General features: G+C 38.0%; 20 protein-coding genes. 12 read left to right on the top strand and 8 right to left on the bottom strand.

Annotation, left to right across the window (positions count from 1 at the left end; genetic code table 11):
- Positions 1 to 189: 189 nt before the first annotated feature.
- The 4 genes from PBAL39_RS24525 to PBAL39_RS05275 are packed head-to-tail and all read right to left on the bottom strand — an operon-like array spanning position 190 to position 6,323.
- A complete protein-coding gene (locus PBAL39_RS24525; RefSeq protein WP_008239064.1) occupies positions 190 to 1,575 on the bottom strand; it encodes a glycosyltransferase family 32 protein in 1,386 nt (461 codons plus the stop codon).
- Positions 1,565 to 2,692 (bottom strand): UDP-galactopyranose mutase, encoded by a 1,128-nt coding sequence (glf, locus tag PBAL39_RS05265; protein ID WP_008239065.1) that lies wholly within the window; start codon positions 2,690 to 2,692, stop codon positions 1,565 to 1,567. The genes PBAL39_RS24525 and glf overlap by 11 nt, the downstream gene beginning before the upstream one ends.
- 4 nt (positions 2,693 to 2,696) lie before the next feature.
- A complete protein-coding gene (locus tag PBAL39_RS05270; protein ID WP_008239066.1) occupies positions 2,697 to 4,010 on the bottom strand; it encodes an HlyD family efflux transporter periplasmic adaptor subunit in 1,314 nt (437 codons plus the stop codon).
- 3 nt (positions 4,011 to 4,013) lie between these two features.
- On the bottom strand, positions 4,014 to 6,323 hold the full coding sequence (locus PBAL39_RS05275; RefSeq protein WP_008239067.1) for a peptidase domain-containing ABC transporter: 2,310 nt from the start codon (positions 6,321 to 6,323) through the stop codon (positions 4,014 to 4,016).
- Positions 6,324 to 6,415: 92 nt separating this feature from the next.
- Here PBAL39_RS05275 and PBAL39_RS05280 point away from each other — a divergent pair, with 92 nt between their 5' ends.
- The 7 genes from PBAL39_RS05280 to PBAL39_RS05310 all read left to right on the top strand — a co-directional run bounded on the left by PBAL39_RS05280 (position 6,416) and on the right by PBAL39_RS05310 (position 13,066).
- Entirely contained in the window at positions 6,416 to 7,486 is a 1,071-nt protein-coding gene (locus PBAL39_RS05280) for a glycosyltransferase family 2 protein (RefSeq protein ID WP_083801700.1), read from the top strand.
- A gap of 1 nt (position 7,487) precedes the next feature.
- The gene (locus PBAL39_RS05285) at positions 7,488 to 8,369 is read left to right on the top strand and encodes a hypothetical protein (RefSeq protein WP_008239069.1); all 882 of its coding nucleotides are present in this window, start codon (positions 7,488 to 7,490) and stop codon (positions 8,367 to 8,369) included.
- Positions 8,350 to 9,078: a hypothetical protein gene (locus tag PBAL39_RS25540; RefSeq protein ID WP_008239070.1), complete on the top strand. Its 729-nt coding sequence runs from the start codon at positions 8,350 to 8,352 to the stop codon at positions 9,076 to 9,078. The genes PBAL39_RS05285 and PBAL39_RS25540 overlap by 20 nt, the downstream gene beginning before the upstream one ends.
- Before the next feature lies 1 nt (position 9,079).
- Entirely contained in the window at positions 9,080 to 9,556 is a 477-nt protein-coding gene (locus PBAL39_RS05295; protein ID WP_008239071.1) for a hypothetical protein, read from the top strand.
- The gene (locus PBAL39_RS05300) at positions 9,549 to 11,426 is read left to right on the top strand and encodes a glycosyltransferase family A protein (RefSeq protein ID WP_008239072.1); all 1,878 of its coding nucleotides are present in this window, start codon (positions 9,549 to 9,551) and stop codon (positions 11,424 to 11,426) included. Before PBAL39_RS05295 ends, PBAL39_RS05300 begins: the two co-directional genes overlap by 8 nt.
- Positions 11,419 to 12,495, top strand: a complete 1,077-nt coding sequence (locus PBAL39_RS05305) for a glycosyltransferase (RefSeq protein ID WP_008239073.1) — start codon at positions 11,419 to 11,421, stop codon at positions 12,493 to 12,495. The genes PBAL39_RS05300 and PBAL39_RS05305 overlap by 8 nt, the downstream gene beginning before the upstream one ends.
- 175 nt (positions 12,496 to 12,670) lie before the next feature.
- On the top strand, positions 12,671 to 13,066 hold the full coding sequence (locus tag PBAL39_RS05310; protein WP_157273909.1) for a hypothetical protein: 396 nt from the start codon (positions 12,671 to 12,673) through the stop codon (positions 13,064 to 13,066).
- 356 nt (positions 13,067 to 13,422) lie between these two features.
- Here PBAL39_RS05310 and PBAL39_RS05320 read toward each other — a convergent pair whose 3' ends face one another.
- The gene (locus tag PBAL39_RS05320) at positions 13,423 to 14,292 is read right to left on the bottom strand and encodes an SDR family oxidoreductase (RefSeq protein ID WP_008239077.1); all 870 of its coding nucleotides are present in this window, start codon (positions 14,290 to 14,292) and stop codon (positions 13,423 to 13,425) included.
- Between the two features lie 154 nt (positions 14,293 to 14,446).
- On the opposite strand from PBAL39_RS05320, the gene PBAL39_RS05325 reads away from it, so the two are divergent.
- A complete protein-coding gene (locus tag PBAL39_RS05325) occupies positions 14,447 to 14,740 on the top strand; it encodes a helix-turn-helix domain-containing protein (RefSeq protein ID WP_232282899.1) in 294 nt (97 codons plus the stop codon).
- 18 nt (positions 14,741 to 14,758) lie between these two features.
- Here the strand turns inward: PBAL39_RS05325 and PBAL39_RS05330 are convergent, their stop codons facing one another.
- Both PBAL39_RS05330 and PBAL39_RS05335 read right to left on the bottom strand, forming a co-directional pair.
- Entirely contained in the window at positions 14,759 to 15,106 is a 348-nt protein-coding gene (locus tag PBAL39_RS05330) for a nuclear transport factor 2 family protein (RefSeq protein ID WP_008239081.1), read from the bottom strand.
- Positions 15,107 to 15,178: 72 nt separating this feature from the next.
- Complete coding sequence (locus PBAL39_RS05335) at positions 15,179 to 16,231, bottom strand: hypothetical protein (protein ID WP_369750718.1); 1,053 nt, start codon at positions 16,229 to 16,231, stop codon at positions 15,179 to 15,181.
- 154 nt (positions 16,232 to 16,385) lie between these two features.
- Here PBAL39_RS05335 and PBAL39_RS05340 point away from each other — a divergent pair, with 154 nt between their 5' ends.
- The 3 genes from PBAL39_RS05340 to PBAL39_RS05355 all read left to right on the top strand — a co-directional run bounded on the left by PBAL39_RS05340 (position 16,386) and on the right by PBAL39_RS05355 (position 19,330).
- Complete coding sequence (locus PBAL39_RS05340; RefSeq protein WP_008239085.1) at positions 16,386 to 16,745, top strand: helix-turn-helix domain-containing protein; 360 nt, start codon at positions 16,386 to 16,388, stop codon at positions 16,743 to 16,745.
- Positions 16,746 to 17,349: 604 nt separating this feature from the next.
- Positions 17,350 to 18,327, top strand: coding sequence for an aldo/keto reductase (locus PBAL39_RS05350; protein WP_008239094.1), 978 nt, complete (start codon positions 17,350 to 17,352; stop codon positions 18,325 to 18,327).
- An 88-nt stretch (positions 18,328 to 18,415) separates the two neighbouring features.
- Positions 18,416 to 19,330, top strand: a complete 915-nt coding sequence (locus PBAL39_RS05355) for an AraC family transcriptional regulator (RefSeq protein ID WP_008239095.1) — start codon at positions 18,416 to 18,418, stop codon at positions 19,328 to 19,330.
- A gap of 615 nt (positions 19,331 to 19,945) precedes the next feature.
- Here PBAL39_RS05355 and PBAL39_RS25545 read toward each other — a convergent pair.
- The gene (locus PBAL39_RS25545) at positions 19,946 to 20,239 is read right to left on the bottom strand and encodes a hypothetical protein (RefSeq protein WP_008239097.1); all 294 of its coding nucleotides are present in this window, start codon (positions 20,237 to 20,239) and stop codon (positions 19,946 to 19,948) included.
- 103 nt (positions 20,240 to 20,342) lie between these two features.
- Here PBAL39_RS25545 and nhaA point away from each other — a divergent pair, with 103 nt between their 5' ends.
- A complete protein-coding gene (nhaA, locus tag PBAL39_RS05370) occupies positions 20,343 to 21,659 on the top strand; it encodes a Na+/H+ antiporter NhaA (RefSeq protein ID WP_039866108.1) in 1,317 nt (438 codons plus the stop codon).
- The last annotated feature ends 7 nt before the right edge of the window (positions 21,660 to 21,666 follow it).

Genomic DNA, 21,666 nt, shown 5'->3' on the forward strand with positions numbered 1-21,666 from the left:
CCTATTGTTGCAGTTACCGCAATTACTAGAGGTGTAGGTTTATATTAAATAGGGACTGAAGTTCTTGATCTTAGTAAGATTTGCATCTCCCGACTAGCGGTGAATATTACATCGTTCAGTAAATTATTTAATGCCGAAACTCACCTTTCACGTCTGGCTCTCCTTGATGGATGAATTCCAATTAAACTGTTATTTTATCAAATATTTTTCTTGAGTGTACCAGGTTCCTAAAAAATAATGTACGGCATATGCTTTTTCAACTTTCATTTGTAAGTCTTCAGAAATTTCGCCCTTAATTGCCATTCGTGCCTCTTTAGCGGTAAGAGGATAAACTTTTTCAGATTCAATTATTTTGATGGTGCTTTTATGAATATAGGCATCATATATTTTAGTCAATGCAAAAGGACCTGCATTCTCTAATGTGACCTCTATAGATTTTTTATAATTCCAGGTAAACTCTAAGGATTGACAAAGACTCTTAAAAAAGATATTCCCGGGTTTACAGCCCATAAAGGCATTGCACAAGATTTTCTGCTTATTAAATTTTTCGCAATGCGCATCAGGTTCGACTGAAAAAAAACATTCCGCGTCCTGTATAAGATCATCTATGTTTTTCAAGCATTCAAAGTCCATATCGATAAAAACGCCCCCGAAATGCATTAGTATAAAATAGCGCACGGCATCGACTCTTTCTATTTCCACTTGATAAGAGTTATACTGATCCAGAAACTCCGGGTAAAATTTACTGATAAATTCTTTATTCATATCATCCGTCCATAGAACATATTTCCATTCGGGATGGCTGTCTTTCCATGTATTGGATAATGTAACAAAATATGATGGAAGGTCTTTAGTAGGCCAAGTCTGATGTATGATCCTTGGAAAGCTATCCTTGTCTAAGGTCTCTAAACTGGAAATTTCCTCCATCAATCTACTTTCTATTAGTCGCTTTCTAGGGTGATGGAGACCACGGTATTTATGATCAAACGGAATGTTTTTTCGCCATGTTAAACTGCGAGAGGCAACGGGATTCGGAACAGGATCTAATCCCAGTGCCGTAGCTATCGTTGCGAACCTTAATTCGCTATTTAATCCAGCATATTCAGCTTTAAGAATCTCATCACAGATCATGTTCATTGCCATTTCTGAAACTAAAATACCGCAAAATGGAACTATCCCTGTTGCATACATTCGAATAGGAGCCGGTAAATCATTGATTTTACTGAACCAATACCAGTCATCTCGCTCAGGATATTTTACACATGGTCCAACGATATCTTGGTCCCAGGCAAAAGAAAAATATGATTCCAAAGACACATCGCACCAGCAATCCCACTCAATTAAAAGAAATCTTTTTGACGATATAGACGACCGGTTTAATCTATACCATGTAAAAATGGAAAGATCAGAGGATAGCCATGCCACATCATTTTCAAGAAATGGATTTTTTGCAACGTAGATTTTGGTACTTGGATTATGAAGTTCAAAAGACCTTTTATTTTCTAAGAAGCAGGCGATTTTTTCTGGATCGGATTCATCATGCCAAGCGATGACAACGACGATTTCATTTTTCATATATATGTTTTGTTGCAAGAATCTCTTTTTTTGACTTACTTAGGGCGGAACCGATTACCTGGTGCATGTCGTAATACTTGTAATCCCCCAATCTACCCCCGAAGATAACTTTCCCGTCTGTTTGGGCCAGTTTTTTATATCTGTTATAAGTGTCATTGTTTAGGACGTCATTTATAGGGTAGTAGGGCTCTACATCACGGGTGTATTTGATGGGGTATTCTCTTGTTATGACTGTTTTCCCCTGCGTCCCAAATTCAAAATGTTTGTGTTCGTAGATGCGCGTAAATTGGTGGTTGTCTCCGGTATAATTTACCACAGCATTCCCTTGAAAGTTTTCGATGTCAAGAGTTTCTTCTTCGAAACGAAGACTTCGATAATCCAGCGCACCAAATCTGTAATTGTAATATTCATCTATTTTTCCCGAAAAAATCAGTTTTCTACCTAACGACCTAAATTCATCCGGGCTAGCGTGAAAGTCTGTATTCAATTTGGTTTCGATTCCATCGAGCAATTTCGAGATTATGGAAGTATAACCACCCACGGGGATACCTTGATATCTGTGTTTAAAATAATTATTATCGTAGGTAAAACGTATTGGTATACGCTTTAATATAGAAGCTGGTAAACGGGTAGGACTCATACCCCATTGTTTTTCAGTATATGCCTTTATAAACTTTAGATATATTTCAAGACCTACGCTTGCTAGCGCGTGTTCTTCTAGGTTTTTAGGTTGGGCAAGCCTGTAAGCTTTGGTTTCCTGGGCTATTTTGTACTTTGCCTCCGCTGGCGTTATGGTACCCCATAGTTGATAGAAAGTATTCATATTAAACGGTAAATTGAAAAGTTTGCCGTTGTAATTAGCGAGAGGGGAATTTATGAAGTTATTGAATGATGTAAACTGTGAGACGTAATCCCATACCGCTTTATCATCAGTATGAAAAATGTGAGCGCCATATTTATGAATATTTATCCCTTCGGTTTTATGGGTGTAAATATTCCCACCTATATGGTTTCGTTTTTCAATAACTATGCATTTTCTTCCTACCTTATTCATCTCATGAGCGAATACTGCTCCGAACAGGCCCGACCCGATGATGACGTAATCATATGTGTACATTAGCTTATTCGTTAACTTTATAGCGTAAATTGTCAAATAGCCTTTCTATTAACTTACGCTGATTTGCTACAATATCACCTGTTCCCTTAATTTCAAATCTAAAATCTAACTCGGATCCATAATTAGTTTTTAGTCTGTCAGGTAAATCAACAGACACTAGATAGGTGTCTTTCATGCCTTCTTTAGTTGAAATAGGGTTTGTCGTCAGCGAAATCGACGACACTCGACCCTTGATGCTGCCATACTCCATGTATGGGTAATTGTCCAGTTTGATAATCACTTCCTGACCTTTTTTAACTTTGCCTGCACCAGATGCAAGTAATGTCATTTGTCCGATAATGTGATTTTTTGACGGAACGACGGTAAATGCACTTTCGCCATTTTGAATAAACTGATCGGTGTTCCAGAACTTTAAAAATTGAAGCTTCCCAGTCATAGGAGCTTTGAAAACATATTTGTGCTCCCAAGCTTTGATGTTGTCCTCCAGTTCTGCAAATGACGTTAAAAGATCTAATGTCAACTGGGATTCCTTCTGTCTCTGCTGCAAGATGTTTTGCTCCAGCTGACTTTGAGTTTGTTGCAATTGTGCCGTAGTCAACGAAACATCTTTTAACATATTTTGATGTCCTTCTTGGGCAGCTATCAGGTTTATCTGAGATCTGTCCTTCTCTAATTGTGATAAAACTTTTTTACTTAACAATCCTGTATCGATATTGTGAAGCTTATTCATAATAGATAAATTTTGTCCGCTCATGTCTGATCGAGTTTTTGAAATATCTAGAATTCTGCGATATTCATCCAATAACTTTTGAAGAATCTTATTTTGTTTATTATAGCTATTATCAACACGGTATTCTACGAACTGTGATAAGGAATTCACGAAGGTGAAATATTTAATGTTGAGTTCGCCTAACGAGACATTTCTAGGTAGTATTTTTAAAATTTGTTCATTGTTTGACCCATCGCCCTTAAAATTAACTAAGATAGATTTAATTGTTAACACATCTGAATAATTTGCCGAGTTCTGGATCACAGCTATGTAGGATCCAGGCTGTACATCCATCATATCCTTTGAATTTAGGAGGTTAATTCTTCCGGAAGAGTTTGCTACAAGTTTAATGGGTGAGCTCTCTGCATTTATAACTATTTCTCCCGTGACCACGTCAGGATACTTAATGATCCACCCGAAAGAACAAAAAATAATCATTATAAGAACTACGAAAATGGTGATCTTGATTCCAAATCTGTTTGGCATTCTGCCAATTATCTCTTGTACTTCCTCAGTACGTTCCGCATTTTTTAAATCTATATTTGGCATGGTTTATATTTTAAATGCATTTGTATTTATGACATCTTTCAATGTTTCAGCAAGATTGTTTGTAATTTCCTCTTTGCTTTGGGATGTCTCCAGATTTTCTATACCACTCTCCACAGTCGAAATAATGTCCGTTTGGGAGGAAACAAGTTGATAATATCTTCCCTTTAGGCGCATCAAATGTTCATGATTGCCAATTTCAATTACATTTCCATCTTTCATGACAACTATTTGGTCAGCTTTGCGTATGGTACTAAGTCGGTGCGCCACCACAATTACAGTCCTGCCTTTAAACACATTCTCTAGGGCGGAGATTATTTTCTGCTCGTTAATTGTATCAAGAGAATTGGTGGCTTCGTCGAAAAACAAAAAGTCTGGATTTTTGTATAATGCTCTTGCAATAAGCACGCGCTGTTTTTGCCCGCCACTTAATCCTCTTCCCATCTCACCCATTACAGTTTTGTAGCCAAGCGGCAATTGCTCTATTTCCTTTGAAATATTTGCTGTATCAACCGCATGACGCAACATCTCATAATCAATTTTTTCGGCATCCAGCACAATGTTATTTAAGATAGTATCATTGAAGATCTTCCCATCTTGCATGACCACACCAATTTTATCTCTCCATTGTCTGAGACTTATATTGTTCACATTCATATCTCCGAGCTGTATCTCACCAAAAGATGGCTTGTAAAGACGGAGTAGTAACTTCAAGAGGGTAGATTTCCCACTACCACTGTCACCTACAATAGCAGTAACCTTGCCTTCTGGAATGGTCAGATTTATACCTTTTATTACCACGGGTGCTGTTTGCGTATATTGAAAAAAAACCTGTTTTAGGTTAAGGTCTTTGCTGGTTGGTAATTCAAAGTTGTTATCTCCTGATAAGTCCTCTTCTTCGTCAAGCTCATGAATTTCATTTAGCCTAAGAAAACTGAGATGAGCGAATTGGGCAGAAATTATAAATTGTACGAATTGCTGGATGGGACCGCTTAGCATACCAATAATGAATTGGGTTGATATCATTACTCCAAAAGTAATCTCACCATTAATTACGGCTTTTGCACAATAAAAAGTAATGACAAGGTTTTTAACGCTATCGATAAATTGAGCTCCTAAATTTTGCAGATTGTTTATGCGCAGATTCCGTAAATTTACTTTATACAACCGAGCTTGTATATTTTCCCACTTCCACCTTTTCGCTTTTTCATAGTTATTAATCTTTATATCCTGCATTCCTTCTATTGTTTCAACCCAATAGCTCTGATTTCTTGACACCAATTCGAAATAATTCCAGTCGAGCTTTTTTCGGATGCTCATAAATCCCAATACCCAGACTGAATAGAGCAAGCTGCCTCCTGTGAAAAGCCAGAAAATCGTAGGATTATATATCCAAAGTACTACGGCGAAAACAACAAAAGTCAAACTCGAGAAAATGAGATTTATTGAATTATTCATAATGAAACTTCTTATTCGCTCGTGATCATTTGCTCGTTGCAAAATATCACCTGTCATTTTTGATTCAAAGAAGGTTATTGGCAGTTTCATTAATTTCATCAGATAGTCTGAAATTAACGCTATGTTGATTCTTGATGTGATATGAATTAAAATCCAGTCCCTGACAGCATTAGATAGCGTAATACTTAGAATGATCGCGATATTTGCAATCAGAACTATATTTATAAAATCAACATCGTGGCGCTGGATTCCTATATCAATTACTGCTTTGGAAATGAAAGGTAGCAATCCCTGCATAACTGTTACGATTAGCATTACCAAAAAAAGGTTCAAGAAATTCTTACTGTAGGGTCTAAAGTATGAGATAATATTTTCGAATGTTTTTTTGCGATTCAATCTCTCACTTTCCTGACGCAGTATGAAGTCTGCCTGAGGTTCAACTGCCAGGATCACTCCTTTTTCAATATTCTCATTTTTTTTTATCCAGCAGTCTTGAAATTCACGACTTGAATATGTAACTAATCCTTTCGCAGGATCCGATATGTATACTCTATTTCCCTTGATTTTGTGAACTACCACAAAATGACTATCGGCCCAATGTATAACACACGGTAGAGGAACCTTCAATCTTAAGTCTTCGAAGGTAGCTTTAAAACAAAGTGTTTTAAGTCCAATGCTTTCAGCTGCAAAACTTAAATCAAGAAAAGACACCCCTTCTTTTGATATTCCGCATTTATCTCGAAGAAATTGTAAGGAGTAAAATTTTCCATAATATTTTGCAATGCTTTTTAAACAAGCAGGACCACAATCCATCATGTCGAATTGCCGGTCAACGGGAAAGCGTTGGAGCGTAATCATAAGATTTTTTATTTTTTATTTTGTGAAATTATTGAATTTACTTATAATTACAAAAAAAAATATACTTTAAGCTTTCATTTAATTAACCTCTCATGAAACCTTGCAAGATTTCTTTTTGTACGACAGTAATGGATAGACTGCCTCATCTGCTACAAACATTATCACAAAATATTATTGATAATATTGACTATGATGATTTGGAGTTCATCATTCTGGATTATAATTCATCACAGGAAATATTCAACCCGTTATATAGAAACTTCAGAACTGAAATCGAATCAGGTAGAGTTAAGATATTTCGCACAAACGATCCTTTACATTACAATATGTCACATTCCCGGAACATGGCATTTAACCTTGCATCTGGCGATATCCTCTGTAATATTGATGCTGATAACTTCACGGGTAAAGGCTTTGCGGCTTATGTTCAACGTATGTTTCATTTTAATGGAGCCATTTTTTTAACGACTCATAATATCAAACACGTTAATAATGATGTCTTGGGACGAATATGTGTGCGTAGAGAAGATTTTCAGAATGTAAATGGCTACGACGAACGAATGAAACACTATGGTTTTGATGATTTTGATTTGGCAAACAGACTGGAGGGATTGGGTCTTAGGAAATTGCAGATATCAAAACACTTTTTAAGTGCAGTAAAGCATTCCAACGCCACTCGGATGACTAACTTTCCCGGTGGGAAAAGTCATTATGACGTTTTGATTCGATACGAAAATCCGTACTGTTCCGAACTTATTTTGCGTTTTAAAAACGGAACATATTCCAGGGCCCATATTATTAATAATCATATTAAGGCTGCGATTGAACGATGCCGTAATCCTTTGCCTTTAAATAAGCATTTCAAATTTTCTATCCAAGAGCACAAATGGATTGAAGGAACGTGGACAGAATCTTCAAAATCCTTGTATCTGAACTTTTCCAATAACAATACAATAATTAAAAGATTTAAAAATGATGTTTACCAAACTAAGGAGCAGCACCTTTTTTATAAAATCACAAATCCAGGATTGTTGGAGGTTACATTGTTCTTTTACAATCAAATAAGCAATAGAAATATTATGGATGAAAATTTAATGAATAAAAGGTTTAAAGTAAATGATGGGGGATATGGTAAAGGTAAATACGTAACATATACATTATGACATGAAAAATATTCAATTCGATTTTCAGCGGATATCAATATTCTATTCCAGGGAGGATAGCCATAAGTTGATTGGTTATTTAAATAAGATTAGCAACCTATTTCCTGAATTGTTTAATGATGCATTCATTCATTTTTCTTGTGATCAGGGTTACCACGTTCGTATCAGTTCGCCAATTTTGCAGGATGGGTATGTATCTACCTTCAGTGAAAGTGTAAAAAAATTTATGGTAAAAAAGCCATCACCCGATGTCAAATTGATTTTTCCACTAAACTCCTTATTTATTGATTTCCCAAACAATAATATTTTTTTTGGAGTGTATGAGGATTACCCCGGGTTCACGGAAAATATACCACGCGAGGTGTTATCGGGAATAAGAGTTGCGCTATCAAAGATTATTATCAAATTTTTCAGTAATAAAAAACTGACTACTGAGAACAAATTTGTACTGTTTATTCAACTGCAGCTTTTGACGGCAATGATTCTATTTACTAATAAGTCGCAATATGAAGTCATTGCCAATTTAAACACAATTATTGATGCAATCGGGCAAGGTAGAACCTCACTAATAGAATTGAAATCGAACAATGTTTATACAGCAAATAAACGACAACTTAATCTCTGGTATAAAAATATCAAAAACCGGTCCTGTGCAGAAGACTTAGAAGATTTGCATCCTTGGATTGAGACATTTGAAAAATGGGACAATGATAACAACAATTTCACAGGTATATTTCTGGATACCTGCGGAATCGTGAAAGAGCATTTGGATTTGAATAGTACCCATTTTACGCTTATTGCTTTAAAAGTTGTTTTGAAAGTTTTTGAAAACCAATTATTAACAAATAGTTTAAAACCAAAGTATGAAAAAGTTAAAGCTTAATTTAGAACAGTTAGGGGAAGAGATGGAGCTTCTCGACATTGAGTATTCACGTGGACTTAAAGGTGGTTATGATGGTGGGTATGGCGATGGAGGGTCTGGAGGATACGGAGACTATGGAGGATATGATTATGAGATCTATTTACCGGAAGTGCCGATTTATGGAGGTGGCAATTACGGAAGCTACTCGGGAGGTGGAACCGGGGGCGGTGGGTATCCTCCAATCTGGTGGCCAACTCCAGGTACCGGCGGCGGTAGTGGTGGATATACCGGTGGAGGTTATACAGGCGGCGGTTATACGGGCGGTGGAACAACACCGAGTTTTTACGAGTTAGCGGCTGCCTGGATGGATTCGAAATATGATGACATGGCAGACAAGATCGCTACAAGCACTAGTCTGGCCAATTCACTTCAAACCCTTCAGCATGCTGCGATTAACCAATTGATCACCAGTACTGGCGGACAACCAATAACTGGTATGATGGAGTCAATTGGAAAAACCGGACTGAGTAAGGTAGTAGCTGTCGGCGCTATCTATAATGGTGTTAAAGCTGTTATTGCTATCAGTGATGGTAACATCACTAGTCAGGATGTTTACGATGCGGGTAAAGCCCTTTTAGGTGGATTAAGTTTTGTTCCCGGACCTGTCGGTTTAATTGCCAACGGCATAAGTATCGGAATTACGTTATATGAGATGAGCAACCAACCATAGTATGAAAATTCAACAACTCAAATTTCGGCTGATCTATTATCGAGTAATATTGGTACTGTTACTTCTTGCAGGGTGTATTTCACTGCCGATCATGTTGAGCGTGACTGGAAAATCGAGCATGGGACATTTTATTTTCGCTTTCTCACCAATGAAAGTTTTGTTGTCGATAGTATTTTTAATACTATCGACATTTATCATTTGGGAAGAAGTAGCGAGAAAATGGCTTGCCATAAAAATTGTAGATGAAAATATTATTGAGATATCTAATTTTTTTACGACTAAAATGGTGGTTAGGGGCGCCCATTCGATTGAGATAAAGAGATTATTCACAAGAAGTAGCACCGATAATGAGATCATGATAGTTAGATTTGAAAATATTACTTTTAAAATCTCGCAATTTTATGTTAAAGATTATTTGGTACTAAAAGCATATCTGATAGAAAACAATTTTTTGGCAAAGGAAGATACTAATGGATAGGCGCGTTCAAAAACAAAAGGTCTCTGTTCTGATGCCAATATATAATTCCAGTTCATTTGTTACTTCAGCGATAAATAGTTTGATTCAGCAGAGTTATACGAATTGGGAATTAATTATTTTGAATGACGGTTCAACTGATGATTTGAAGGATAAACTGGCCCCATTTCTTGCAAATCGTGGCGAGATTTTGTTTCTAGCCAATGCCGAAAATAAGGGCTTAGGCCACTCATTAAATGTGTGTTTATCTAAAGCTTCGGGCGATTATATAGCCTATTTGCCTTCAGACGATATATATTTTGAAAATCACTTGGAGAGCATGGTTTCTAAATTGAATTCCGACCATACGATAATCGCTACCTATAGTGGCATGAAGTACGGATACCTCGATACGTCATCTTCTAGTGGTGGATATTCAACTGAAGGTAATATACCAGGGCTGCCTTTTCAATTGGTACAGGTAATGCATCGCCGATCCGAAGCAGAATGGGTTGAGCGCAAGGAAATTGTTACTGACGACCTTCACGGGATGTATTGGAAAAAATTGATGGAATTGGGTAGGTTCGATGGCACCGGAAAGATCTCCTGCGAGTGGGTTTCACATCCTAAGCAAAGACATCGAATTATAAATGAGCTTAATGGTTTCGGTGGCATACACCATTATAAAAGTCATTATAATGTTAAGGAGCGTATCAAATTTCAATCGCTAACAGGAACTCTTATTGACGAATTTTCCGACTATGTTAATGTTGGAAATTCAAATATTGAGGTAAGAAATGGCCTTGTAATTTTAATTGTGGGAGAGCTGGCTTACAATGCAGATCGCATTTTAGCTTTAGAGGAAAAGGGGCATAAGCTATATGGGTTGTGGATGAACGAGCCTGCATTTTACAACACTATTGGTCCTCTGCCATTTGGAGATATAACAGATCTTTCTAAAGACAATTGGCAAGGTGAAGTCGAGAAGATCAAGCCAGATCTTATTTACGGTTTACTTAATCACTCTGCTGTGCCATTTGTCTATAGTGTTGTCACTGAATTAAGACATATTCCTTTTGTTTGGCATTTCAAAGAGAGCCCATTTTATTGTCGGCAGTTAGGCACTTGGAATTTATTGATGAAATTATATGAGTATGCTCATGGGCAAATTTACATTAATGATGAGAGTCGTGAATGGTTTAGAACCAAGATACATCCTACTGAAGCATTGACCTATGTACTTGATGGAGATTTGCCACATGCAGAATATTTCGGCAAAATCTCCTCACAAAAACTTTCTCAAAATGATAAGTCGGTACACACTGTTGTTGTAGGTAGGCCTTTTGGTATAGGCATGCATGATATTGAGCTTATGTATAGACAGAAAATTCATTTGCATCTTTATGGTGATTATATCAGAGGTGGATATGCCAGATGGGCTATAGATGCGCAAAAAAAGGCCCCTGGTTATATTCATCTGCACCCTCATTGCCACCCGAAATCATGGTCGGAAGAACTGTCGAAATACGACGCAGGTTGGCTTCACTTGTTTAACAGCTCTAATTTCGGAGACTTACATCGTGCAGAGTGGTCTGATCTTAATTATCCGGCAAGGATCTCGACAATGGCTGTGGCGGGAATTCCCATGATCCACAGGGATAATTCAATGCATACGGTGGCTACTGATGCTCTGGTAAAAAAATTAAATGTCGGACTATCTTTCAACACGTATTCAGAACTCGGTGAAAAGTTAAGGGACATAAAATATATGGATTTTATAGGTGATAATAGCGTTAACTTTCGTTCAACTTTCTCATTTCAAACCCACGTGGATGGGTTGATTGACTTCTTTCGACGGGTGATAGATTATAAACGGCTATATATCAATGACTAAGATTTTATTAATCACAGATTTACCTTTTTGGCATCAAGATGCAGGTAATAAAGTGAGAGTAAATGCCCTGGTATCTTATCTCTCAAGAATAAGCCATGTGACAATTGTATTCTTGGGACATAAGTCTCATCTGTTCCACGTAAAAAATCTTGACGAACGTATTCACATCATTCATCTGGAAAACACCGACAGTTATGACAAAAACAGAAATATCCATGCAGTAAACAGACTCTTGAGTAATGAGCATTACAAAGCGTGTATAATAGAATACATTCATTTATCATATTTTCTTAAAGCAATTCCAGACGATACTTTGACAATCCTGGACACTCATGATATCATTAGTGATAGTAACAAAAGTTTCAACGAGTTTGGGTTTGGCAATTTTATGTTTAATCTCAGTTCGGAACAGGAGTTCAAGATCTTTAGTCTGTATGATCATGTCATGTTTATTACTCCTCATGATTGCGAAGCTGCTGGGAAGATGATGAATAAAAAAAATATGGTTCTTGTTCCACACCCTCCACTTGTAATGGAAAGAGAAACTAGAGAAAGTGTCAAGAAAGTAGGTTTTGTGGCTAGCGATTATGAACCAAATGTCGACGCCATCCTTTGGTTTTTTTCAAATGTTTGGTCTCAATGGAAAGACAAGGATAAACCTGAGCTATTAATTTTTGGTAATATTTGTCATCGATTAGCAACCATAGATTTGCCTGAAAAAGTTGTTCTGAGGGGATATGTTACAGATACTAATGCTCTTTATGAAGAGATTGATATCGTTGTTAACCCTATTAGGTTTGGGGCAGGGTTAAAGATAAAAAATATAGAAGCTCTCGCTAATTCACGACCATTGTTAACTACGAGCCACGGTGCAAAAGGACTACGTAGAAATGAAAAACCTTGTTTTATTATTGCTGACGATGAAACTACATTTTTAAATGAACTGATCAGGTTGAGCAAACATCAAAGCCATAGATTAGCTTTGTCAAACTCGGCCTTAGAGTTTGTGAGTAGATTTTATGGCGAAGAGGCTTGCTTTGGCATTATAAAAAATATTGTTTTATCTTAGTTATTATGAATTAGTGTTATCAATGAGGTTGAAGTTTTTTTTTACAACTGTCCCTGGAATATTAATGATATCGGCACAGTGTTTCGCCCAACATCTTCGGGAACGAGATATCCCATTTGTAACTTTGGACTTTTTTAAAGGGGAGGTTAAGAAGGAATCACCATATAGAGCGTATATGGGTGTCAAAATTCTTTATCGGCTCGATTCTTTGCAACAGTTGAATACCGAGGAGTTTAAAGTAAAATTTATAACCAAAGTAGAGCCTGACAGGGCCGGAAATTTTTTTGATTTGGATAGGGTTCCAAGCGAAGAGATTGAATATGTATTGAATCATGAACGGGGTCATTTGGTGATTGGGTTTATTTGCGCCAACAAACTTGAAAAAATTATATCCGGCGGAACATGGTCTAAAAACTTTAGGAAAGAAATTCATGAAGAATATTTGAAGCAATTAAAAAAAATAAGCAGGCTACATGATGAATATGATGAGGGCACAAGGCATGGAGTTTGGAAGAAAGAGCAAGCTAAGTGGGATCGACGCCTGCGGGAACTCTTTATCAATACTTACTAAAAAAAGAATGTAGGTTCGGGCAATCAAACCTGCATTTCTACAAATTGTTTTACCCTCACATCAATATTCAAGTAGCTTTTTTTTGCCTAAAAACCAAAACACTTGCCAAACATAGGAGAATCGTTATTAGTAGAGATAGTAGAATTGTAGATGTAAATTCTTTATCGTATCTATTAGTATCGTGGACACCGTCTCCGTAAAGTTCATCGTTGTTATAAAAAGAATAAATGGCCCATGCCCTTATGAGAAAGATTGCCTCTAGAATTGTTACTAGCCAAATTGCTATTTTAGTTTTTTTATTCATTATTACCATAAATACCGCCCGATGTCAATTTCATAATGGAAGCTTTTCTAAATTACTTACCATATATACCGCTTAAAAAGTCTTTTAAAGATATAGGACTTCTGCCTAATAATTGTCTGACATCACTTTTATTGGTGTCGAATTCTCCTCCAGCTATCGCTCCAGCGAACCTTGATATATACGCTGCATCATCTTCAGAAGCCCCTTGTTGTACAAGCTGCGCAATATATGACGTTACGTCAGTTTGTTTGTAAGCTATCGTTGTCCCGGTGATTTCTGATATAAGGTCAGCAATCTCCGCGAAGGAGACAGCGGTCTCGGCAGCGATGACATATTCTTTGGTTTCGTGCCCAGTAGTCGTCAGTACAACTGCTATTGCTTCAGCCATTTCTGTTATTGGTAAAAAAGGAGTTTTACCATTTCCCGCAGGAATGGAAATACCTTCATCCAATATATGATTTCCAGAAATGATAGGAATCATGTCAGCATACATTGTATTATCCATCAAAGTATAAGGCAAAGCGATCTGTTTCAGATAATCACTTGTATCTGCATGGTATTGAACATCTCCGCCCATGATACTTCGACGCAGGTCTTTCATGTCAAAACTAGTATAAATGATATGATGAACGCCAGATTCCTTAGCAGCATTAATTACGTTTTTATGTTGCTCAAACCTTTGGGCTATTTCCGCCGAAGAAGAGATCAACAATAGCTTCTCTACATCGTCGAAGGCACTTTTTAAAGACTCAAAATGCTCATAGTCGCCAATCCGCACCTGGATGCCTTTTGATTTAAGTTCTGCCGATTTAGATTCATCTCTTACCAATGCCGCAATGTTGTTTGCGGGTATGCCTTTATTCAATAAAGAATTAATGGTGGCTTTGCCTAAATTTCCAGTTGCACCTGTTACTAAGATCATAGTTTTTGTTTTAAGATAAATAATCAATTACTTTTGTCAGGCAAAGAAACCGAAATACACGCTATAAATACGCGATTTCGGTTTTAACAACATAAAAAGTGGTAACCTTAAGGTAACAATGGAAAATAACTTAAATCCTGCTCACTGTCCCGCTATGGACACGATAGCGCTGATCGGAGGACGTTGGAAAGTGGTTATTTTGCATGTGCTTTCCAAGCATGCCAGGCGTTTTGGTGAAATTAGTGTTCGGGTACCCTCCATATCAAGAAAAGTATTAACCGAACAACTAAAGGAACTTGAGGCTGATGGCCTGATTAGCCGGAAGCAGTACAATGAGCTGCCACGGAAAGTAGAGTATGCACTCACCGAATACGGGGAAAGTCTTTGCCCATTGTTAGCATACATAGCAGCATGGACCAAGGAAAGTGTACATACCAGGCTCAATTGACATTTTCGGTTTCATTTGTCAAGGTTTCTTTTCTATGACAAAAGCTTTCAATTCTGCAATTTTTCCATTGTCAAAACGCCAGATGTCACAATAATCATAATGGTTAGTAGTTCCATTTGCAGTCTTCAGGGAGATTTCGCCTGTCACGGTTACATGGCTACCATCTTCAATGGTCTTTTCCACGGTAAATACGGGAGGTTCCACATAAAATTCTTTCATATACTGTCGTACCTTATTTCTACCCTCGAGGATGCGGTCGCCTACAAAGACCCATTTGGTATCCTGTGTACAATAGGCCAGAAAACTTTCATAGTCCCCCTTTTTAACGAATTCGTTTGCTTCGTGTAATATCGTTGCGTTTTTCATTTTTATTTGATTTTGAATGTTAATTGATTCAGTAATGGTTGAATCTGGTTTCCTTTGATTCCTGATTGGCTGCTATAAACTTTCCAGGGTTTCTTCAATTATTTCGATTCCAAATTCTTCTAATCGGTTGTTGATGTGATCAGTTGAGATGATCGTTTCCGGTAGATACAAACCACCGGCCTTTTGTTCAGATTGTCCATTAAGGCCCAAGATCTTTTCTGTGATTAAATATACGCCCACAGCTGTAAGGTGGGAATTTCCTTTTGGTCCGGATACGATCGTGCTGAGTTTTCTTTTTTCGCCTGATAGTAGGGTGCCCTCAATAGTAATGTATAAGTCATGGGAAGCATCCAGGCCTTTGGTAGTACCTATAGATTCACCTGTAATGAAGTCGAACCGGATGTTTTTCGCGCCTGTAAAAGCAGCTATACTCGGAACATCCAGCGTGCTGAGTGGGTAACCTATTACTGATGACTGATTGTGCAATGCAATAGTTCTCGGGTTTTCTTTTGCTTGTACTGATAGCCAGTTTCCGCCCTTGCGAATCAGCGCCTCACCAACAAAACCACTAACTTCGTTTGCAACTAGCGGCCCTACGCTATCCTTTGGATCATATAATCCTGCAAGTTCGATAGTGTCTATTTCACTGAATTTACTCGCTTGTTGTTTGACCATAAGGGTCAATATTCCTGCTTGCCAATGACCTGCGTATACAACAGGGGCAAGGATCTTTTTGTGAAGGCTCAGAAATGCTGTGGGAGAAATCTGCTCCGCCAATTCGCTTACAGCAATACATGCAATGCCATTTAAGATGGCAGTCTCTCTTAAGATATTACTGTGATCATCCACCGCTGATATAATGAGGTCAATTTTCTTAAATTTACTTAGATCGAAGCCTTCTTCGAGATTGATGTGGGCTGTTTCTGTATGATTTAGTTCCTTGGCTAATGACATTCCGTTTTGCGGATTTCTCCCTGCAAGAATAAGTTCAATACGCTGATCAGCTTTTCTGATTAGTCGTGCGATGTTACTTCCAACCATTCCATAACCGCCCACAATTAAGATTCGTTTTTTCTGTGTTTCCATATTAAAAATTTTAGATGATAGAACTTTACATTTTGCAATTCATTTTAAGTGTGAAATCACTAAGATTAGTATGCATCACAATTGTTAAAGTTCTCCTGTTTCAATGATTTATATATTTAAGACAAAGTTAGGGTTGCATATATACTTTTGTATATTGCCTGCCAATTGTTAGGTACTATAAATAATGTAAGTAATGAGTGAGATCAAGCAATCATCAACCAACTTCTCAAATAAGCTGGCACTTAGCGAGGAATGTCCGGAGGCATATGCCGCAAATGTCATCGGCGGGCAATGGACATTGGTAATATGTTCGTGGTTATTGAGTGGTAAACTTAGATTTGGAGAACTAAAGAAAAAATTACCTGGCATTACTGAAAGGATGCTGACCTTGCAACTGCGTAAGCTCGAAGAGCATAAAATAATCACCCGGACTGTTCATGCAGAAGTTCCGCCACGTGTTGAATATGAACTGACAGAAATTGGATACGCATTGAAGTCAGTTATCAGTGAATTAGAAAGTTGGGGCACAAGCCATAAAAAATTGATCGGTTAGTAACCGCATTTCTGTCTGAAACTTTGCGATACATTTAAAATTATTCAAACATTGCTATTGTTGGTTCGTTTGTACAACTAATGCTTTGCTATAACCATGAGATATTTTAGATTAATTTTTATTTGTTTTCTTGTATCTTCTATCATTAGTTTGATAGGAGTATTTATTTTGTCGTCGCTTAAATATATAGGGGACAGTGATTCAGACTTTAAGAACCTTCCTTATGGCATTGCTGTTGGAGTTAACCTTTACCTTGCGTTGGGAAGCTTACCTATTCTGTTTAATCTTAATGAACGAGTTAGGTCCAGCGTTATTTGGAGTGCTATAAGCTTCTTTTTGTTACCTATTGTTTTTGTGCTTCTTTTGTTGCTGGCTATGTGGGATGAACCCTGGCCTGGAATCCTATTTTGTATGCCTTATTTAGTGATATTAACTGTATTATTTTTTCTCCGAAAAAAAAGTGATCGCTAACTGTTATAATTGAAATTAAACGTCTGAAAATCTGACTACAACAAATACCAACCCGATTACTTCTTGCATCATAACAATCAAGAGTTTTGTACTAGAAATTTAATCAGTATTAGAAACAACTAAAAAGAGAATTATGCAAAGAAGAAAATTAGGGAATAGCGGATTAGAGGTTTCCGCATTGGGCTTTGGCTGTATGGGTTTGAACTTTTTGGACGGAAAAGGACTGGAAAAAAAAGACGCGATCACCCTATTACGGAACGCAGTTGAGCAAGGTGTTACATTTTTTGATACTGCAGAGGCTTACGGACCCTATACCAACGAAGAAATCGTTGGCGAGGCACTACAACCTTATAGAAAAGATGTAGTCATCGCTACAAAATTTGGCTGTAAAGATGCGAGCCCGGCAGTAGGTTTGGACAGTAGGCCCGAAACGATAAGAGCAGTGGTCGAAGCATCGCTAAAAAGGTTAAGAACAGATTACATTGATCTGCTTTATCAGCACAGGGTTGACCCTAACGTCCCGATAGAAGATGTTGCAGGAACGGTACAAGAGCTGATAAAAGAGGGCAAGGTAAAATATTTCGGTTTGTCGGAAGCAAGTGCTAAAACCATTCGAAAAGCACACTCCGTTCAGCCTGTCAGCGCATTACAAAGCGAATACTCTTTGTTTTGGCGTGAGCCAGAAAATGAAATCATACCAACTTTAGAAGAGCTGGGAATTGGTTTCGTTCCGTTCAGTCCTTTAGGCAAAGGCTTCCTCACAGGTATCATCAACAAAAAATTAGAGGATGTCGACCGTAGAAACATTATTCCTCGTTTCAGTGAAGAAAATATAAAAGCCAATATGGTTTTGGTGGACGCACTTTCTGAGATTGCCGAACAAAAAAGTATTACCACCGGACAATTGGCATTGGCGTGGCTTTTGGCTCAAAAGCCATGGATCGCCCCGATCCCTGGCACTACCAAGCTGCACCGTCTGGAGGAGAACATCGCCAGTACAACGGTGGTATTGACAGCAGATGAACTTGCAAAAATCAACACTACGGTAAATGATATTGAGCTTGTTGGCGATCGTTATCCCGAATTTTTAGAAAAACAAATAGATAGATAAAATCAAAAGATTGAAACAATTAAGCGCAAAGGTGGCTTCGCCACCTTTGTTTCCGTCAAACAAAATTGATTAAATTCGTAAACGAAAAATGCAACGACAATCTAACATCAATCACATTGAAAGTATATCGCAGCTTGTCCGGTTATTGGGACTTCCTGCACCATTGCACCCCTTGATTGCATTGGTAGATTACCATAATGTGTCTATTGAAATGTTCCCGAAAGGGCAAAAAACAAGTCTTGATTTTTACAAAATTTCCTTTAAGCCTACATTTGCCGGGCAAATAAAATACGGACAAGGTTATTATGATTTTGAAGAAGGCGGACTGGCATTTTTGAAGCCAAAACAAATTGTTTTTCCACCAGAAGACATCGAAAGCTATGAGGGGATTGCGCTGTATTTTCACCCGGATTTTATACGGAATCATCCATTAGGGAAAACAATCAATCAATATGGCTTTTTTGCCTATGATGTCTCGGAAGCCTTATTTTTATCAGCGAAAGAAAAAGAAATTATAGCCAATTTATTTGCTTCAATAGCTAATGAACTGGCCAACAACATTGACGGTTTCAGCCAGGACGTTCTGGTGTCGCAAATAGAATTGTTATTGAATTACAGCAATCGTTTTTACAACAGACAATTTATTACGAGGAAGGCGGTCAATCATGATATCATCACTTCTTTGGACAAACTCCTAAATACCTACTTTGAAGAAAACATTAGTTTGAAATATGGCTTGCCCTCCGTAAAATACATCAGCACCGAGTTAAAACTGTCGCAGCGTTATTTGAGTGACATGTTGACTTCATTGACCGGACTAAGCACACAACAATATATTCAGCATGCAATCATAGAAAGAGCCAAAGAAAAATTATCAACGACAGATCTCTCTGTTTCGGAAATTGCATACGCATTGGGCTTTGAACATTCACAGTCGTTCAGCAAACTTTTTAAGCTGAAGACCAACCTTTCCCCTTTGGGATTCAGACAGTCATTCAACTAAAAGAGAAGAGTAGGGCAGACTGCACTTAAATGTTCCACTTTGCCACTTAGAAATACGCTCCTATGCGAGGGTGACATTTTTGCTCTATTTACTATCTTTTGCATTATCTAAAAGTAATGACTAGATTGCCGGACAGCCATTAAATGACATCCTACTAACGGTCTCGGATATTAAATCCGTGATCCTATTAGTACCAAATATAAATGACAGATCCTCATTCCAGATACAGGTTAACCCCCATTTTAATAATTGATCCAGATACTGTCTCCCGTTTTATATTAAACTATTCATTGAAGAATCTCTGTGTTATTGTGGATTCGGTTTCTAGTCTGAAAGAATTAACAGATGATAGGAAATATGATCTGATTCTTATTGATCTTCCCTACAATAATTATGATTGGATTAAAGTTGTCGACTTCTTTCGCGCAGATGCTTCGCATTTACAGGTTCCAATAGTTGGAATGACTACATTCAAAAACGCTGTATTTAATGGAGCTAAAATTGCTGAGCTTTGTGAGATTTGTGTGAAGCCGATTGGGACCCGAGACCTACTTAGACGATATTGCAGTATAGTTTAGAGGTCTGATGGTTGAACAGCTGGATTGAACTATGGGCTTAGCGACTTTCCACAATGTGCACAAAAATTATCCTTGGTGCTGTGGATGGGAAAATGACACTCTGGGCATGTGCGCTTAGCCTCGTCAGTCGCTCTCGCCATTTCAACTGATACGATTCCGGTTGGTACTGCAATGATCTGAAGCTGGCCACACTCTCTAGGAAAACAGAAAGAATACTCAACAAAATCATTACCAGCAAAACCATATCAAATAGTTTCCCCGCAGGCGTATCTGAGCGGAAGATGATGATATAGATTTTTTTTCTTAAGATGTCATTGCTTCTCTTTTGCATAGAGACATCCCTATTTGACGGTGTACGTGCTGTAATTCTGAATATTCATGGAAAGAGCCGACTCCTTTACCTCAAAAATGTATATTTGAAATTTAATAAAGTTATGGAAAAATCAGCGATAGATAGAATAATGGCGCCAGTAAGCCGATTTATACATCTGGAATATACCAGCGGAATTGTTTTGCTAATCAGCGTCGTAGTTGCCATCATTTGGGCAAATTCTGCCTATCATGACTTTTACGAACATCTCTGGCACATCAATTTTTCAATAGGATTTGATAACTTCATGTTGACCCATCCTTTACATATTTGGATCAACGATGGCCTTATGGCCGTGTTTTTCTTCGTAATTGGGTTGGAATTGAAACGTGAATTTATGGAGGGGGAGTTGTCTTCGCTTAAAAAGGCCTCGCTACCCATGACAGCTGCACTTGGCGGTATGCTGGTTCCTGCATTGATTTATTTTGCGATCAACAAGGGCACTGAAGCCTCACATGGCTGGGGAATCCCAATGGCGACCGATATTGCTTTTGCACTCGCATTACTTTCTATGGCCAGCAAGCACATTCCTGTTTCCATAAAGGTGTTTTTGTCAGCACTTGCTGTTGCTGATGATTTGGGTGCAGTGTTGGTGATTGCCTTTTTCTATACTGCAGAAATCAACTTCGTTGCACTGGGCATAGGTGTTGGTTTTCTGCTGCTGCTCATTGCAGGCAATGGCATGGGCATTAGAAACAGTTTATTTTACCTGATTATAGGCTTCGGTGTATGGATCGGTTTTCTGCTTTCCGGTGTCCACGCGACAATTGCAGGGGTTTTAGTTGCTTTCACAATACCGGCAGTGACCAAGATTAATGAGGTGATTTACTCGGATAATCTGCGAAAATTATCCTACGATTTTCAGGAAGATATTCCTGAAAAGGGCAGCCTCATTACACCGAAACAAAACGTTACCATTCAGAGAGTGAAAAGTTTAAGCATGGCAGCTGAGACACCGCTTCAAACTATTGAGCATGCGCTTCATCCCTGGGTAGCATTTGTGATCATGCCCCTGTTTGCCTTGGCTAACGCTGGCATAGTGATCGGGGCTGATTTTTTTACCTCAATTGTAAATCCTGTCTCTATCGGTGTGGCTGCTGGTTTGATTGTTGGAAAATTCGCTGGCATTTTGCTGTTTTGCTGGATCATGGTTAAGCTTGGACTCGCAAGTCTTCCAGAAGAAGCAAACTGGAAGCACGTAGCTGGTGTAGCATTACTCGCAGGGATAGGTTTCACGATGTCTTTGTTCATAAGTGGGCTTGCATTCAAAAATCCCGTCTTTATTGATCAGGCGAAGTATGGTATATTAATTGCATCGGTGTTTGCCGGTATTATGGGCACCTTAGTACTTAGACGAATTGGGAAGTCAAGTGTCAACTAGCTTCATA

The organism is Pedobacter sp. BAL39, from assembly GCF_000170795.1.
In the GTDB taxonomy this organism is placed as follows: Bacteria; Bacteroidota; Bacteroidia; order Sphingobacteriales; family Sphingobacteriaceae; genus Pedobacter.